Here is a 17298-nt window from a genome sequence, read left to right on the forward strand (position 1 = left end):
GAGCCCGAGCGCGCGACAGCAGGGGCGAACGCGACCGACGATGCCAGTTCGTCCTCGCCGCGCTCCGCCGCCGGACGGCGTCGGAGGCCGCATTCAAAGCTCTCCTGAGGCCGCTCGCCAGCGCGCCGCGCGGCCGGGGGGCCGGGCGCGTTGACGGCGTGAGACGTCCTCGCGTATCTGTTCATGTTCGATGCAGATCACCCTCGCGAGCGCCAGGCTGCGAACCGCGCTGTTCGCCTCGATGGCGGCCGTCGCGGGCGCCGGGCTCGCCGTCGAGGTGCTCAAGCCGATCCTCGATCTGAAGAGCCGCAGCGGCGTCGTCCCGCTGCTCTCGCTGAGCTACGAGCAGAATGTGCCCACGTGGTACACATCGTGTCTGCTGTTCGCGTGCTCTCTCACCCTCGCGGCGATCGCCGCCGGCGCCCGCCGCGGGGGCCGGTTCGTAAAGCACTGGTGGGGGCTCGCCGCGGCGTTCCTGTACATCTCGCTCGACGAGGTCGTGGAGCTCCACGAAGCCGCGAGCTCCTGGCTCGATCTGGGCGGCGTCCTGTACTTCAGCTGGGTGATCCCGGCGGCCGTCGTGGTGGCGGCGTTCGCGCTCGCGTACCTCGGGTTCCTCGCGCACCTCCCGCGCGGCACCCGGAACCGGTTCTTGCTCTCGGGCAGCATCTATGTCGCCGGCGCCCTCGCCCTGGAGCTGCCGCTCGGGTACTGGACCGAGCAGGCCGGGAGCGACAACCTCGTTTACGCGCTCATCGACTTCGTGGAGGAGTCGATGGAGATGCTGGGCCTGAATCTCTTCCTCCTGTCGCTCGTCGACCATCTCGCCGTGCAGGGGTGGACGATCGGCTTCTCGCCAGCAGCTCCGGAGCCGGGGTCCGCCCCGGTCGAGCGTGCTGTATGAGCGCCCGGGCCGAGCCCGCGTCTCCCGCGCCCCCCGCCGCGGGCAGGACGGCCTATATCGTCGGCCCGGGGTACGACTGGGCTTTCTTCCTGCTCCCGCCGCTCGTCGCGCTGGCCGCCGGCGCCTTGATCGCGGGGACGCCGTTCACCGACGCGCGGTTCCGGCTGTACGGGGAGAAGGTCACGTGGGCGGGGCTCTTCATCGGGACGCTCATTCACGGCCACCTCGCCGCGGTGCTCCTCCGGAGCCACGGCAACGCGGATATCTTCCGGCGGCACCGGCTCCGCTTCCTCGCGGCGCCGGTCGCCCTGTTCGCCGCGATGATGCTGTCCATGTGGGCCGTCGTTTGCGTGACCGTCCTCGTCGTGTTCTGGGACGTCTACCATTCGGCGCTCCAGACGTTCGGCCTCGGGCGCATCTACGACGCCCGCGCGGGGAACGCGCCGGCGCTCGGCCGCCGGCTGGATCTCTGGCTCAACCTGCTCCTCTACGTCGGCCCCATCCTGGCGGGCGCGACGATGCTCCTCCACTTCCAGAGCTTCGACGCCTTCGAGGACGTGGGCGCCGCGCTCTTCGCCTCCGTCCCGGGGCTGATGGAGTCGCACCACCGCATCATCCGCTGGTGCGTCGTCGCCGCAGGGACCTTGTTCCTGGTCTATTACGCGCTCGCTTACCGCTCGCTGTACCGGCGGGGCTATCGGGTGTCGTTCCCCAAGGTGTGGCTGTTCGCGACCGCGGGGCTCTGCTCCATCTACACATGGGGGTTCAACCCCTGGGGACAGGCGTTCTTCATCATGAACCTGTTCCACGCCGTGCAGTACCTCGCGCTCGTCTGGTGGTCGGAGGGCGGCCGCCTCCGCCGGCGGCTGCGCCTCGACGCGCGCCGCGCCGGCAAGCCGATCGCGGTGGCCGTCTTCCTCGCGGGCGTCCTCGCCTACGGCGTGTGGGCCGAGCTCGCGCCGGCGGAGGACCGCGCGCTCTGGTCGCTCACGCAGACCGTCGCGCTGATGCACTTCTGGTACGACGGCTTCATCTGGTCCGTGACCCGCAAGCAGGTGTGAGGCGGGATGCGGACCATGAGCACCTCGGGACAGGTCGGCGGCCGCGCGGCGCCGCCGGCGCGCGCCCGTGGCGCGGGCGGACGGCCACGCGGGCGCGGCCGCTCTGGTACGATGCGGCCGGCTCACCCGGCCGCCGTTCGATGGACTCCGCAGTCGAAGCGCTCGATCCGGGCTTTGCCAAAGAGGGATGTATGAGAATCCAGGGTTGTCTCCGCTCCGTGCTCCTCTCGCTCGCGGTGGTCTCCACGTCGCTCGTCGCGCCCGCCTGCAGCAAGTCGCCGCAGATCACGGCGGAGAGCATCGAGGACAACTGGGCGCTGACGGAGCAGCACGAGCCCGGCTCCGTGGTCATGACCGTGGCCCAGGACGGGCAGGTGACGGTGCTCGTGAAGGACAGCGGCGGCAAGCCCATCGAGGAGGGCGTGTCGGGCAACCTCACGGTCAAGGTGCCTGGCAAGGACGGCGCCGCGGTGAAGGCCGAGCTCGTGCCGGAGCCCAAGTCGGGCGGCGTCCTGCGCGCCAAGATCCCGCCGCTCGAGGACGACCTCACCGAGGTGAGCTACGAGTTCAAGGTCAAGGGCGAGCCGTTCACGGGGGTGCTGCACGTGCCGCGCGGCGGGACCCGGGAGCTCCAGGAGAGCGCCAAGGAGAACCAGGCGACCAAGGTCGATGGGATGAAGGGCCCCAACGGCGGGGTGCTCCAGCCGGTCGGGGACGACATCGTGGAGATCGTCGCCGACAAGGAGACGGGCGACCTGCGCGTCTACGTGCTCGATCTCAACCTCAAGCCGGTCCCGATCGGCGAGCGCGAGATCAAGCTGGCCATCCACACGGCGTCGGGCCCCGACGTCATCGTGCTCGCGCCCGGGCCCGATCGGCTTTACTTCACCGGCAAGCTGAAGGCGAAGGTCAACCCGACCAAGATCACGGTGGTGGTGAAGGAGGGCGGGCACACGGATGTGGTCCTCTGCGGCTACCGTCCGGGCTCGGTGATCGTGGTCGGCCCGAGCGCGCCGGTGATCGGCATCCTGGTCGCCACCGCGTGGGCCGTGAAGGTCAACGTGAAGCCCACGGTCGTGGTGCACGACGACGATGACGACGACGGCCGCCGGGTCATCGTCATCCACAAGGGCAAGCACAAGGGAAAGGGCAAGGGCAAGTGGCGCTGGAAGTGAGGAGGGCCCGCGCCGCGGCCTCGCGCGGCGCCCCGGCGAGGTGACGCGGCGAGGTGACGCGGCGTCCCGGCGCGGTAAGGTAGCGGCGCCGCGCCCGCCTCACCCGACGGAAGGCCCTCCTCCATGACCGAAGCGCCCGAGCTCCCCGACCTCTCCCCCGACGACGCTCACCCCCGGGCGGTCGCTGCCCTCGCCGACCCGTTCTTCTGGTCGCTGACCGACGAGACCGCCCCGTTCGGCAACGAGACGGCGCACGAGACGCTCACCGCGTTCCGCGACTTCCGCGACGAGCACCCGAAGGGGAGCCCCATCGAGCTGCTGGACGCGCTCCTCGCCCGCTGGGAGGTGGAGAGCGCCCACTGGAACGCCGTGGACGCGGCCGAGGTCCAGGCGCTCGGCGAGGAGGACGAGTACAGCCTGCTCACGCGCGACGAGGCGATCCTCGCGCTCGCCTTCAGCCAGATCGTGACCGAGGGCAGGCTCGATCCCGAGGTGCGCCGCCGCGCGCTCCTGGCGCTGGCCCGGCAGGCGCTGCCCGCCCTGCTCAGCGCCTTCGAGGGGCGCGCCCTGGAGCGCGCGCTCAGGATCGACCGGATGCGGGCGGTCCTCTCGGAGCGCTGGGAGTAGCGCGGCGTCGCTCGGGTCGCCTCGAGGGCCTACCGCCGTTGGAGAATGGCGTATGCCGTCGGGCCAAAAGAAGCGAATCGTCGAATCGGCGCCCGGCTGCCTCCGGATCCTCGTACGCGTCCCACCCGCACGTGGGCGCTTCGATGATTGAACCTCGATAGGCCTGTTCGTCCTAGGAACAGCGTCCCCCCCGTCGATCCAACACACTGTAGGGTGGCTCGCAGAGAGCGTCAGTGGATGCGTTTACCGACCAATAGGTCGGGGAGACCCTGAATTTTGCGCCGCTGCGGAACGGCGGAACGGCGGAACGGCGGAACGCGGCGGATGGCCTTCCGGCTCGCCCGGCGGAGCTTCCGGGGGGGGCAATGGCGGTCCCGGTATCGCTCGCAGCAGAAGATCCTGACCGCGAGCCACGCGCAGCTATCGTCCGCCGCCGCGACACCGCAGGACGTGACGCCCTGCGCTTGGCGCTCGGGCGGCTCGAAGACCCGACGATCCCTTATGTTGCCGGTGTTCTCGAGCGCGCGCCATCGAGGCACGCGGCTGCTGCGCACATGGATCATCGAGCTCATCGGCGCATGGATGATCAGGTCCCCCTCTTCCCCGGCGCAAACCCGGCGCAAACCCGCGGCAGGGACGGCAACGCTCGTCGCCCCCGTCGGCCGATCCGCTGGAGCCGGCGCTACGCGCGTGATACCCTCCACGTTCCGGCGATCGATGTCGCGGGACCGTTGACGATTGGGTAGGGCATAGCGCCCCCGAAGAAGAAGGAGTGCGGGATGGAGCTCAGGACATGGTGCGCGGCGCTCTGCGCAGGGATGATGGGTCTTGTGGCGTGCGGCGGCGACTCGGGCACCAACGAGGACAGCGGTTCGCCGGGCGCGAGCAACGGAGGGAGCCAGGGGCAAGGCGGGGACATCTTCGGGTCGGGGAGTGGCCCCATCGGGCAAGGAGGGGGCTCCTTCGGCAACGGGGTCAGCGGAGCGACCGGCGGGACGGGGGGCAGCGGCGCGAACAGCGCGGGGTGCGAGCACGTCGATGTCGTGTTCGCGCTCGACAACTCCTCGAGCATGAACGAGGAAAAGGAGTCGATGCGCGAGGTCGTGTTCCCGGCCTTCGCGCAGGCGCTGCTCGATATCAGCGGCATCCAAGACTTCCGCGCGGCCGTGATCGACGCCTGCCCGCTCCCTGCAAATTTCCACACGCGCGGCGCCGCGGGCGAATGTTCGTTCCAGAGCGGACAAGCGTGGATGGATAGCTCGAGCAACGACCTGACGAGCGAGTTCCAGTGCGCCGCAGATCTTTATGTGGACGATGTCGAGTGCAGCGGCAACAACGACGACGAACAGCCCGCGTCCGCCGTCGCCGCCGCGCTGGAGCCGCCGTTCTCCCAGGCGGAGAACGCGGGGTTCAGCCGCGACAACGCGCTCCTCGTGGTGGTGGTGATCACCGATGAGGACGAGCAGCCCGTCCCCCGCCAGCAGCCGCAAGCGATCCACGATCGGCTCGTCGCCGTGAAGGGCGACGCGAAGAACGTCGTGTTCCTCGGCATCGGCGGGAAGACCGAATGCGAGGGGGCCTATGGGGACGCGGAAGAGGCCGACAACCTGCAGCGGATCGTGGACACGTTCGCCGCCGACGGCCGCGGCTTCTTCTGGGATCTCTGCCAAGGGCGCCTCGAGGACGGCCTCACGAACGCCCTCACGGCGATCGAAGAGGCGTGCGAGGAGTTCGTGCCCGTCGTGAATTGACGCGAGCCGGGCGCCAGGGGGTGCGATGAGCGCACCTGGCCCCGGAGCGGCGGAGCGCCCGGCCCTGTCCTGAGCACGCTTTTCGGCGGTAGGATCGCCGCCATGGACACCGCTTCCTTCCTCGCCGAGGTCGAGCCGCTCGCCCATTACGACCGCGTCCGCCGCGCCGTCGCGCTCGGCCGCGCGGCCGCGGGCGGCGACGCCGGCGCCGCCGCCCTCGTCGGCGCGCTCTCGGGCAGCGCCCAGGCCTACGAGCGCCTCCTCGCGCTCATGGCCGTGTACGGCTCGGGCGACGGCGCGCGCGTCCTCGCGGCCGTGTCGGACCCGTCCCGCCTCGTCCGGCGGCGCGCGGGCCGCATGGTGGCCCGCTTCTGCGACGACGCGCAGGCGCTCGCGGCGCTCGGCGCCGTCGTCGAGCGTCGCGCCCTCCGGCGCACGGTCGCCCAGCTCGCGCGGCGGAAGCGCCAGGCGGTCGTGGACGCCTTCCTCGGCGCGCGCCTGCAGCAGCAGGGGCGCGATCCGACGATCGTCGATCTGCTCCCGTTCGGCTCCGAGCCGCTCGTGTCGGCGCACCGGCGCGCCATCGACGAGGCGGGCGGCCCGCTCTGCCTCGCGCGGCTGGCCCACCGGCACCCCGCAGGCGCGGCGCGCTGGTTCGGGGAGGCGATCGCGCGCTCCGGGTCGCTCGACGTGCGCCAGCGCTACCGCCTCGCGCCGCTCCTCGCCCCGCTCGCCCGGCGCGCCCCCGACGCGGCGCTCCCGCTGATCCAGGCCCTCTTCGACCGCGGCGAGGATCCCTCGTCTCTCGCCGACGAGCTCCGCCTGCTCGCCCGGTCGCGCCCGGCCGCCACGTTCGACCTCCTCAAGGCGCGCCACGAGAGCGGCCGCCCGGCCCGGCCGCCGGGCGCCTTCGGGGTCGTGCGCTTCGACGAGGGCGCGCCCGCCCTCGGCGCCGAGCGCCTCGATTTCCTCATCCGCAACGCCTGGGGCGCGCTGAGCGACGGGAAGCGGGGCGTGCGGTGGTTCCTGCGGCTGCGCACGGACGACCAGAAGGCGGTCCTGCGCGCCTTCCTCCTCGGCGGGCGAGGGGGCTTCGGCGCCTTCCTGTTCCGCTACGTGAAGGCCGAGTCCGCCGAGGAGCAGGCGGTCCGCGAGCGGGCCTTCGAGCGCTGGTCGTGCGCCGCGCAGGCCGCCGACGGCTCGATCGCGCCCGAGGTGCTCGACGCCTTGCCGGGCGATCTGCGCGAGCGCGAGGCGCGGCGGCACCTCTTCGACTGCCCCGCGCTCGTCGCCAAGCCGGACCGGCGGATGAGCTACGCGCGCCTCCTGCCGTTCGCCGAGGCCAAGGCGGTGCTCGCGCCGTTCCTCGGGCACCCCGAGGGCGACGAGCGGGCCAAGGCGCAGGCGCTGCTGATCGCGAGCGTCCTGCACGACCGGGGCGCGCTCGCCGAGGCGCTCGCGAACGTGCGCGCCCGCAAGTTCGAGCAGGACCCGGTGCGGCGCGCGATGATCGGCGCCCTCGCCGCGCTGCCGCTCGCCCGCTTCGGGCCGGAGCACCTCGACGCGGTCTCCGTCGTGGCGCAGGACGCGCTCGACGCCGCGGACCTGTCCCAGGCCACGGCTTCGGCCGTCGAGCGGCTCGTGGTCAAGCTGTTCCGCGTCGACGGCGCGTGGGGCGCCCGCTGGCTCGCGCGGATCCTCGCCGTGCGCGGCTCGGTCTCGACGGCCGGGCTCGGGGAGGGGCTCACGCGGGCGGAGGCCGAGCGGCTCACACCTGCGCTCGCGCAGCTCGCGGGCGCGTGGAGCACCGCCGAGCGGGCCGGGGCGGTGCTCTCGCTCGCGCACAGCCTCGGCGTCCGCCTCAAGGTGGTCGCGCCGCTGCTCGACGCGCTCGAGCGGCTGTCCCGCGAGCTCCCGTTCGTCGGCGTCGCGGCCGGGGCGCTGGCGCTCCTCCGCATCCACGACCGGCCGCGGTTCGCGCGGCTCGTGCCCGCGCTCCTGCGCGAGGACGCGAGCTTCGCCCTGATCGGCGACGTCGCCCGGCACGTGAGCCGGAGGCGCCAGGATCTGCTCGATCCGCTGCTGGACGGCCGGCCCATGACCGGCAGGTACGCGACGGGGCGGACGCGCTGGGTGATCGACTTCGGCGCGGGCCACGCCCGCTGGACGGCGCGGCAGCAGGCGCGGTACGCGGCCGGACTGCGCGCGCTGCTCGCGGACGAGACGTGCGACGTCCCCACGCTGCGGTTCGCCGTCTCCACGCTGGCCCGGCTGGCGTACGTCGACGCGTCGGCGATCGTCCCGTTCGCCGCGGATCCGCGGCAGCCGCTCCGCGAGATGGCCGTCCGGGCGCTGCCGTGGCTCGACGCCGGCCAGGGCGTGCCCGTCCTGATCGAGTGCCTGGGCGACGACCGCGCGCGCTGGGCCATCTACGCGCTCCGGAAGGCCTTCTCCGAGATGTCCCGCGACCGGGTGCTCGCCGAGCTCAGGGCCGTGCCGACGGCGAAGGTGACGGTGGCCAAGGAGGTCGTGCGCCTGCTCGGCGAGCTGGGCGGCGACGACGCCTACCGGGAGCTGCTCCGGCTGGACGGCCCGAAGACCCACCGCGACGTGCGGATCGCGCTGCTGCGGGCGCTCTGGGATCACCTCGACCGGCCGGAGACGTGGGACGTCTTCGGCCGCGCCGTCCGGGATCCCGACTGGATCGTGGCCTCGAAGCTCGCGGACATCCCGCTCGGCCGGCTCTCGAGCGAGGCCGAGCAGCGCGTCGTGGAGCTGCTCGCCGCGATCCTCGGACGGGCGGAGCCGGAGGCGCGGCTCGATCTGCTCCGGCGCGCCGCGTCCTTGCCGCTCCGGGACGAGAAGCGCGCGCTCTTTCAGCGGCTGCTCGGGCACCTGGACGCGTCCGCGCCCGAGGAGGCGGCGGTGGCGCTGGCCGCCGTGCTCGCCCGGATGCAGCCGGGGGAGGTCGCGGCCGTGGTGGCGCGGCTGAAGGAGCTCTCGCCGAGGCGCCGGCACCTCGTGGCGTTCCTGCCGGTGCTCTCGGCGCGGCTCGGCGCTTATGCCGCGCGGCACCACGTGGCGGTCGGCGAGGGGTTGCTCGCGGTGCTGAAGGCGGACGACCTGGCGGTGCCGCAGTACCTCGGGCTGGCGGCCCGGCTGCTCGGGTGGCGGGAGCTCGGGCAGGCGCTCGTCGAGCTCGGCCGGCGGGACCTGCTGCACCACGACGCGATGGTCGCGGCGATGGCCGCGGTGCACGGCTGCGTGCACCCGTCGCTCCTCGAGGAGGCGCTGCGGGGGAGCGAGGATCCGCGGCTGCGGCGGCTCGCGCTGGAGGCGCTGGTGCAGGCGGCGTCGCCGAAGAACGGGTGGACGGCGGATCGGCGGGCGTTGCTGGAAGAGCGGTACCGGAAGGACCGGTCGCCGGCGGTGGCGGGGCCGGCGTCGTTTGTGGCGCCGCCGTGAGGGCAGGGCGAGGGGGGCGGGGCTGCTGAGGCTTGGAAAGAGGCCGTATCGCGCGCTGCGCTTTCCGAGACCATTCGACATGGTGGTTGATGCGCGCGTGCATCGAGCGTCGGGTTTCCTGCGTGGGTGGAGTGCCCGTTTTGATGGATTCTCAGGCATCATGCGGACCTTGTGCGTAATATGGAACGCATGTAGCTGATTGGGGCTGCCATGCGGGTGTGTAGCGCTTCCCAACCATGGGCACCTGTGGGCGCGCATCGGAGTGGATAGACTACGTAAGCCTACGCGCAACACCTGAGGCACTCCCTGAAGAACCTGCGCCCTTGGCCCTGGAGAGGGATCAGGGCAGCCACGAACACGCGACCGAACGCGAAGCCAGTTCCTAAGGTCGTCAGGAACTTACACGGACGGACACAGCCGCGGCGCGCTATGGACTGCGCACTTCGCGTGCTTCTTTTGGAAGGGCGTTGGCTGCCACCGCGGTGTCCAGGAGGCGCCAGGCGCACCGGCGGGTTCTGGTTATGGCCGAGAGCGCGCGCGCTCGACGCGCTGCTCTCGTTGACATCCGACGTGGGAAGGCCATCGCAGGTCGTCAATTTCGTGAAAAAAATGCGGACTCTCCTGCGCGCCAGAGGCCGACATCGTGAAACGCGATTCGATCGACAGCGCGGACCATCGCCGCAGCGGTCAGGAGGCGCCGGCGGAAATCGGCACCCGAGCTCAACAGCGCGGTGCAGCGCAGCTCTGCCGCGGAAGGACGTTCGCCCTTCTGCAGAGCGGACCGTGAGCCTGAGCGAACACAGCAGCTTCTGGGGATGCCGCTCGCGCACTCCATCGTGCCTCTTTAGCGAGCGCAGCGGGCGGCGCTCGTTGCGTTCATGAGCGTTTGTTGAGATAGTGCGCCACGTCAAGATGGAGAAGATCGGTGTGGGGGTGCGGCGCGCTGTCCTGCTGGCGGTGGGGTCAGTCCAGGTAGCGGGCCTGGGTTGCGCCAGCCTGGAGGTCGACTCAGGCGCCGGGGGCGAACAGCTGTCGGCGGAGACCACGGCAGCGGTGTCCGATCCCTGGCCCCGACGGCTCAGGCGGCCGGCGCGGAGCGATGGGGCGCCGCCAGGGCTGCGCGCCGCGCACCTCGCGGCAGTGCAGGCTGGGGCACCAGCGGCGTATCACGTAACGTCGGAGGCAACGGGAAGGCTTCGGGCCCACAATTCGAGGCAACGGCTCGGTATAGAGCTCACGGCAGAAGGGGTGCGGCTGGAGCACGAGGGCTGGAGCTTCTCGCTGGCGACCGCGCGCTACGGGTGCGCGGGCGCGCTGCGTCCGGTCGGCTCGGTCGAGCCCACGGGCGAGAAGAACCGCGTGGAGTACCGCCGCGACGGGGCCACGGGGGTGGGCTTGGTGGAGTGGTATGTGAACGGTCCGCTCGGCCTGGAGCAGGGGTTTACGCTGCCTGCGGCGCCGGACTGCGGCAACGGAGCGCGGCCGGAGGAGGTCGTGATCGAGCTGTCGGTGGCGGGCGCGGTGCCAGCGCAGTCGGTCGATGGGGGTGGCGAGGTGACGCTGCGCGAGCCGGGCGGGACGCGGGTCGCGCGCTACGGAGAATTGTACGTGCACGATGATGTAGAGCAGCAGTTACCAGCACGGTTGGAGGTGCGCGATGGATCGGTGGCCATCCGCGTGGACGTGCGGCGGGCCGCGTATCCGGTTCTGGTAGATCCATTCGTTTGGGTACTATCGAAGGTGTCGGCAAATGACGGCATGCCCTATGACTATTTCGGTAGCTCAGTTGCTCTGTCGGGAGATACAGCGGTAGTCGGCGCCCCCTATGACGATGGACACGGCTCGGTCTACATCTTCGCGCGCATCGGAGACGCCTGGTTTCAGCAGATCAAGCTTTCCCCTCACGACGCATCCGGGGACGACCGGTTCGGTGTCTCGGTTGCGATATCCGGCGATACAGTGCTGATCGGGGCCGAGCGCAACGACTCTCGGGGCAGTGAGACTGGTGCGGCGTATGTCTTCGTGCGCAGCGGCGCCGCATGGTCTCTACAGGCTAAGCTCCACCCCGCCGGCGTAGTTCACGATGCTGCTTTCGGTCACTCGGTTGCTATTTCCGGAGATTTGGCACTGGTTGGCTCACCCAATCATTCACTGGTGCATGTATTCGCCCGCGACGGTGGCGTCTGGTCTGAGCAGGATGTTATTTCTGACATTGATGGATTTTCATCTTTTGGTCAGTCGGTCTCCCTGTCTGGAGATACAGCTCTCATTGGGGCTCCAAATGGCCATGTTGTAGGAGGGCCGACCGCAGGCGTGGCCCACGTATTCGTTGGTACCAGAACCAGATGGACCCGGCAGGCTGAGCTCCGGCCTGGCGACCTTGGTAGTCGAGCATCGTTTGGCGAATCGGTCGCGATCGCGGGACAGACAGCGCTGGTTGGCGCCCCCCACGCCGCGGGACCGGACTCTGGAGCGGCGTACATCTTCGTGCGTAGCGGCGCCACATGGCTACAGCAGCATAGAGTGGTTGAAAATCGAGGAGATTTTGGTATCTCGGTTGCGCTGGAAGGCGACGCTGCAGTGATTGGGCCTTCTTGGGATAGCGACGCCGGAATGAGCGCGGCCCGTGTCTTCGTTCGCAGCGGCGTCACCTGGTCGTTGGAGGCTAGTCTAACTTCGACCGACGGGGTGGCGGATGACTATTTCGGCACTGCGGTTGCGTTGTCGGGAGATACCGCGCTGGTGGGGGCGTACCGGGAGGATGATTCGGGCACCGATTCTGGCATGGTGTACAGCTTCCGTCTCCAGCTTCCTGTCGGCAGTGCGTGTACCACCGCGCTTGAGTGTGGCAGCGGCTACTGCGTCGACGGCAGCTGCTGCAACACGACCTGTGCCGGACTGTGTGAGGCATGCTCGGTCGCTGCTGGCGCCGTGGTCGACGGCACCTGTGGTCCGGTTACCGGGCCCGTCTGTGACGACGGCGATGCCTGCACCCAGACGGACACCTGTCAGGCAGGCCTGTGTATCGGCTCGACCCCTGTCGACTGCGCTCCGCCAGGCGCCTGCCACGAACCTGGCATCTGCGAGCCTGCTACGGGCGAATGCGCCTACCTTCCGAAGCCCGCCGGTAGCCCCTGCGGCCCTGCGACCTGTAGCGGCGCCCTGATGGAACTGCCCGACCAATGCGATGGCCTCGGCGCCTGCACGGACGGCGGCTCCCAGAACTGCGGCCTCTTCCTGTGCGCGGAGGCTACTTGCCTCACGACGTGCGCTAGCAATGCCACGTGCGTGCCCGAGGCGTACTGCGCCGCCGGCACCTGCTCGCCGAAGAAGCCGCTCGGTGACCCCTGCGCCGCGACCAACGAGTGCCTGAACGCCCAGTGCCTCGGCGGCGTCTGCTCCCCTGACTCCGATGGCGACGGCGTGCCCAACCCGACCGACAACTGCCCGACGGTCCCGAACCCCACCCAGGCCGATGCGAACGACGACGGCCGCGGTGACGCCTGCGACTGCGCGAGCCCCCCCAGGCCCGACGGCGCCGCCTGCGATGACGGCAACCTCTGCACCCAGGGCGACACCTGCCAGGACGGTGTCTGCCTCAGCGGCACCCACGTCACCTGCCCCGACGTGGCCGTGTGCATCGCCGGGCGGTGCGATCCTCGCACGGGGGCCTGCGTACCCGCCCCGAAGCTCGAAGGTACCCCCTGCGTCGACGGCGGTCAGCGCGGCGTGTGCCTTGCCAGCGGCTGCTCCATCGAATTGCCCCCTGGCAGCGGTTCCGGGGGCGACGACGGCAGTTCCAGCGCAGGCGCCGCCGGCAGCGGCGGCTCTGGGGGCGCGGACGATGGTTCCACGAGCGTCAGCAGCAACGGCAGCGGAGGCGCCGGAGGCAGCGGCCCGGACGCGGGCGGTGCGCCTGGCATGATCCCTGCGCCTGACGGTCACGCGCGGCTGCACGGCAACGGCTGCGCCACGGGTGACGCTCCCTCCGGAGGCAGCGGCGAGCTCTCGGTGCTGGTGGGGCTGCTGCTCGCGGCACGCCGACGCGTGGGCGAGACCCGCTCCCGGATGCCGAGGTGTTGACCAGAAAGGCGCCAGCCGCTGAAGTGGCGCCGTTCGGCACGGCGGATCCGCGCGCGCTGTCGGGGATCCGTGACCGTGACTCCCGAGGGCCGGCGCGAGCACCCGCCGCGCCGGAGCCCGCACCATGCAGCCCCGCAGCACGGCTCACGCCCGCTGCCGAGCCCCTTCAGCGCGCCGGCCTCAAGGTCTACAGCGCGGCGCCGCGCCGCTCGTCACCCATCACTGGCAGGGGGCGTCGCCGAGCGCCACGGCGCACAGCGTCGGATCCTCGAACGCGCGGCTCACGTAGAGCAGCCGACACGCGACCGTGGCGCCCTCCGCGCTCGCCACGGCGTAGCCGGAGTCGTGGCCCGCCCCCGACACGTCGCCGCAGTCGAGCTCGCACGCGCCCCGCTCCACGAAGATCTCGTCGAACGCCTCCTTGCACGCCGCCTCGAGCAGCGTGCAGTACGACGCGCAGTTGCCCGTCGTCGTGGAGTCGCCGTCGAGCCCGCAATGGCCGTCGCCCCCCGGCCCCGCGTGCGCGCAGTGGGTGTCCGGGGCCAGCAGCGCGCTGTAGGCGTGGTACTGGCGGCAGCCCACCGTGTTCTCGCTCCGGTCCTCCGTCCCGCCCGGCGGGAGCGCCCCGCAGACGGCGAGGCACTGCTCGACGGAGTCGTAGACGGCCAGGTCGTCCTCGCAGGACGTCATGACCACCCGGCAGAAGTCCTCGCAGCTCGGCTCGGTCCCCTCCGGCTCGATGCACGGCTCCACCGGCATCAGGCTCGCATGATCGCAGTGCTCGTCGGGGTCCACCGTCGCGGAGCTCACGTGCACGAGGCGGCACTGCAGCGTGTCGCCCTCGTGGTTCTCGATGGCGTCGAACCCCTCGACGTTCCGGAGCCCCGCGCACTTGGCGACGCACTCCTCCTGCGTGGGGAGCTCGGGCGAGCACGCCGCCGCCTGCAGCGCGCAGTAGCTCTCGCAGTTGGTCCCGCAGACCCCGTCGCCGCCAGGGCCCGCCGCCGGACAGTGCACCGCCGGCTCGTCGGTGAGCCCCGCCAGCTCCGCCTGGCGCGCGCGGCAGGCGAGCGTGTTGTCCACCGGCTCCAGCGGATCGCCCGCCGGGAGCGCCGCGCACACGCCGTGGCACGTGTCCAGCGTGGAGTACACCTGGTTCTCGCCCGTGCAGTTCGCCATCACGTCGGCGCAGTACGACGCGCACGCCTCGCTCACGGGAGAAGGATCCGGCTCCTCCTCCGGCGGAACATAGGTGCGGTCCTCGATGCCGGCGATGGCGTGACAGCCGAGCCAGCCGAAGAGCGCCGGCGGGGCCAGCAGGACCAGCGGCAAGAGCCCGGTCGTGAGGGGGCGCCTCATTGGAACGTCCCTCCGACGCGCAGCCCGACGTTGCGCGCGCCCACGATCGGCCCCACCTCGACCCGCGACGACGCCCGCGGCGCCACGAAGTACAGCACCGCGCCGCCGGCGAGCGCGGCCGCCCCGAGCCCGAACGCGATGTTCGAGCCGGTGGCGGCGCTGCTGGCCTCCTCGGTCAGCGTCACGCCGCGCGGATCCTCGCACGTGCTGCCGCCCTTGCAGTAGCCCTCGGCGTCGCCGTTCTTCGAGATGGCCTTCACGCCGAAGAACGTCCCCACGCCGAGCCCCACGACGCCCGCGCCGCCCACGACAAGGCCGATCAGGCGCATCGTGTCGCCCCGCGACGCCGCCGGCGCCGGAGCGGGCGCCGGAGCAGGCGCCGGCGCCGGCGCGCCGACCACGGGCGCGGCGACCTCCGCCTCGCTCGGCGCCGGCTTGACCGGGTCGGGCGGCGGCCCCTCGAGCCGCTTGAGCGCCGGCACGTCGACGTTCGCCGACGCCTTGTTGCTCCCGAGCTTCACCGTCGTCTTCCAGGTCTCATGACCCGGCGCGCTCGCCTCGATCGCGATCTCGCCCGGATCCACCGGGATCGCGATGCCGAAGATCGCCGGCTCGACGGGCTTTCCGGCGGAGCGCACCGCGAACCCCTGGAGGGCCAGGTTCTCCGGGGCGACGCCGATGCTCAGCTTGGACAGGCCCGGCTCCAGCCGGGCGGCCCTCGCCTGCGCCTTGCGGGAGCGCTCGGCCTGGCCCGCGGCCCTCGACTCCGACGCGGCCTGGCGGAACGTGGCCCAGGCGCTCGCCGTGCGGCCGGTGTTCTCGTAGCACTCGGCCAGGTAGAGCAGCGTGCCGATCCCCGGGTCGATGCGGTGGCTCTGCTCCAGCCTCGGGCACGCCTCCTCGCTGCGCCCCTGCTTCATCAGATCGAGCGCCGCGTCGAAGAGCGCCTCCGCCGTCGCCTTCTCGGCGGCGCTCGGCTCCGCCCGCGCGGGGAGCGCCCCGGAGATCAACGCCGCGCACAGACCCAGCGCGACGGGGTGTGCGGTGCTTCGCTGATGCCGTCTCATTCGTCCTGTACTCTCCTCCAAGCTGGCCGCGACGGCGTCCGAGGGCCGTCGCCCGGTTGACGCGGGCGCCGCGCTCAGCGCCGCCCGCCGAAGTCGCTGATCGTGGTGTTCCGGCGCGGCTCCTGCGGCGCGCCCGCGCCGGGCTGCGGGCGCTCGGCGGGGCGGGCCGCCGCGCTCGCCGGCGGCGCGGCCGGCCGGGAGGCGGGAGGCGGGCTGGAGGCCGCCGCCGGCGCGGCGGCGCTGCCGGCGGCCGCGGGCAGCTCGGGCGCGGCGGCGCTGCCGACCGCCGCGGCCGGCTCCGGCGCGGCGGCGCTGCCGGCGGCCACGGGCGGCTCCGGCGCGGCGGTCGCGCCGGGCGGGGCGGCGCTCGCGGCGCCTGGCGCAGCGCCGGGCGCGGGGGCGCCGGGCAGCTGCGTGGCCGCCGGCGCGGGGGGCTGTTCGCCGCCGGCGGTGCTCCCGGGGCGCACGAAGAGGAAGAGCAGGGCGCCGAACGAGAACGCGGCCAGCGCGGCGCCGACCGCGAGGGCGACGCCGACGAGCGCCCCCTTGCGCCCCGCGCGCGGCACCTGGCCCGTGTTGCTCCACGAGCTCACCGCGGGCCCCGTGTCCGCCGACGCCGCGGGGGACGACGCGCCGTGCGGCACGGACACGCGCGCTCCGGCGAGCTGCCCGCCGGTCGCCGCGCCGGGCGGAGGGAGCGAGATGCCGGGCTGGCTGAACGCTGACGGCCGACCGCCCGGGAGGCCGAGCACGCGGCGCGCCCGCTCGACGTGCACGTGGCTCCCGGCCGGGCCGAACGCGAGGAGCGCCGCCGCCAGATCGCCGACGTTCCTCCACCGCTGCTCGGGGTCCTTGGCGAGGCAGTGCATCACCACCGCGTCGAGCTCGCGCGGCACGTCCGCGCGCAGCTGCGCCATCGTGGGGGGCGTCTCGTGGAGCAGCGACGCGAAGAGCTGCGGCACCGAGTCGCCGTTGTAGGGCGTCCGGCCGATCAGCATCTCGTACACGATGACGCCGAGCGCCCAGATGTCGGTGCGCGCGTCCACGTCCTTGGCGCAGCGCACTTGCTCCGGGGACATGTAGAGCGGCGAGCCGAGGAGCGCCGCCGTCTTGGTCAGCGCCAGCTCGTCGCGCGAGCCGCCGAGCATCGATTTGGAGATCCCGAAATCGAGCACCTTGATGATCCGCCCACCGTCGGGCCGGCGCGCGAGGAACAGGTTGGCCGGCTTGAGATCGCGGTGGACGATCCCCGCGGCGTGCGCCTCGGCCATCGCCTCGATGGCCTCGAGGACGTACCCGACGGCCTCCACCACGGGGAGCGAACCTCGCGCGCGGATCTCCTCCGCGAGGTTGTTCCCCTCGAGGAACTCCATGACCATGTAGGGCATTCCGCCCTGCATCGAGCCGACATCGAGGACGCGCGCCACGTGCTCGCTCTTGATCCTGGCCAGCGCGCGCGCCTCGCGCCGGAACCGCTCCGCCGGGTCGCCGCCCTCGGTCCCGGGCGAGTGCAGGAACTTCATCGCGACCCGCTGATCGAGCTCCAGGTGCCACGCGGCGACGATCGTGCCCATCGCGCCTGCGCCAACGATCTGCTCCACGCGGTATTTGCCCGCCAGCACATCGCCTATCGCAACGGGAACCGCCACCATGGCCCGTAGGCTAGCCGAGATCCGAGGGGATCACCTACTCCGGAGCGCCGCGCCCTGCGCGCAGGACACAAAGCTCCGGCGAGCCGCGCCGCCCCGGCGGAACTGTCGGAGCTGTGCGCCCGGACACGCGCGCCCGGGCATGCCGCGGGCGGCT

Annotated in this window: 11 protein-coding genes; 7 read left to right on the forward strand and 4 right to left on the reverse strand. The window is 72.0% G+C overall.

Annotated elements, in window-relative coordinates; translation table 11 throughout:
* Positions 1-190: 190 nt before the first annotated feature.
* The 4 genes from WMF26_RS11295 (at position 191) to WMF26_RS11310 (ending at position 3767) form a co-directional block, all read left to right on the forward strand.
* The gene (locus WMF26_RS11295; protein WP_438000307.1) at positions 191-904 is read left to right on the forward strand and encodes a hypothetical protein; all 714 of its coding nucleotides are present in this window, start codon (positions 191-193) and stop codon (positions 902-904) included.
* Positions 901-1965: a hypothetical protein gene (locus tag WMF26_RS11300; protein ID WP_438000308.1), complete on the forward strand. Its 1065-nt coding sequence runs from the start codon at positions 901-903 to the stop codon at positions 1963-1965. Before WMF26_RS11295 ends, WMF26_RS11300 begins: the two co-directional genes overlap by 4 nt.
* 191 nt (positions 1966-2156) lie before the next feature.
* A complete protein-coding gene (locus WMF26_RS11305; RefSeq protein WP_061624310.1) occupies positions 2157-3140 on the forward strand; it encodes a hypothetical protein in 984 nt (327 codons plus the stop codon).
* A gap of 123 nt (positions 3141-3263) precedes the next feature.
* Positions 3264-3767, forward strand: a complete 504-nt coding sequence (locus WMF26_RS11310) for a hypothetical protein (RefSeq protein WP_437940055.1) — start codon at positions 3264-3266, stop codon at positions 3765-3767.
* 230 nt (positions 3768-3997) lie between these two features.
* Here the strand turns inward: WMF26_RS11310 and WMF26_RS11315 are convergent, their stop codons facing one another.
* On the reverse strand, positions 3998-4339 hold the full coding sequence (locus tag WMF26_RS11315) for a hypothetical protein (protein WP_438000309.1): 342 nt from the start codon (positions 4337-4339) through the stop codon (positions 3998-4000).
* 207 nt (positions 4340-4546) lie between these two features.
* Here WMF26_RS11315 and WMF26_RS11320 point away from each other — a divergent pair, with 207 nt between their 5' ends.
* The 3 genes from WMF26_RS11320 to WMF26_RS11330 all read left to right on the forward strand — a co-directional run bounded on the left by WMF26_RS11320 (position 4547) and on the right by WMF26_RS11330 (position 13066).
* On the forward strand, positions 4547-5518 hold the full coding sequence (locus tag WMF26_RS11320; RefSeq protein ID WP_438000310.1) for a hypothetical protein: 972 nt from the start codon (positions 4547-4549) through the stop codon (positions 5516-5518).
* 102 nt (positions 5519-5620) lie between these two features.
* A complete protein-coding gene (locus WMF26_RS11325) occupies positions 5621-8983 on the forward strand; it encodes a hypothetical protein (RefSeq protein ID WP_438000311.1) in 3363 nt (1120 codons plus the stop codon).
* A 1248-nt stretch (positions 8984-10231) separates the two neighbouring features.
* The gene (locus WMF26_RS11330) at positions 10232-13066 is read left to right on the forward strand and encodes a thrombospondin type 3 repeat-containing protein (RefSeq protein WP_438000312.1); all 2835 of its coding nucleotides are present in this window, start codon (positions 10232-10234) and stop codon (positions 13064-13066) included.
* A gap of 219 nt (positions 13067-13285) precedes the next feature.
* Here the strand turns inward: WMF26_RS11330 and WMF26_RS11335 are convergent, their stop codons facing one another.
* The 3 genes from WMF26_RS11335 to WMF26_RS11345 all read right to left on the reverse strand — a co-directional run bounded on the left by WMF26_RS11335 (position 13286) and on the right by WMF26_RS11345 (position 17144).
* Positions 13286-14425 carry a hypothetical protein gene (locus WMF26_RS11335; RefSeq protein ID WP_438000313.1) on the reverse strand — a complete coding sequence of 380 codons (1140 nt, stop codon included), beginning with the start codon at positions 14423-14425 and terminating at the stop codon, positions 13286-13288.
* Positions 14422-15492 carry a hypothetical protein gene (locus tag WMF26_RS11340; protein ID WP_438000314.1) on the reverse strand — a complete coding sequence of 357 codons (1071 nt, stop codon included), beginning with the start codon at positions 15490-15492 and terminating at the stop codon, positions 14422-14424. Before WMF26_RS11340 ends, WMF26_RS11335 begins: the two co-directional genes overlap by 4 nt.
* Before the next feature lie 74 nt (positions 15493-15566).
* Complete coding sequence (locus tag WMF26_RS11345) at positions 15567-17144, reverse strand: serine/threonine-protein kinase (protein WP_438000315.1); 1578 nt, start codon at positions 17142-17144, stop codon at positions 15567-15569.
* Between the last annotated feature and the right edge of the window lie 154 nt (positions 17145-17298).

The sequence above is a fragment of the Sorangium sp. So ce185 genome (genome assembly GCF_051526825.1).
GTDB classification, from domain to species: Bacteria; Myxococcota_A; Polyangia; order Polyangiales; family Polyangiaceae; genus Sorangium; species Sorangium cellulosum_D.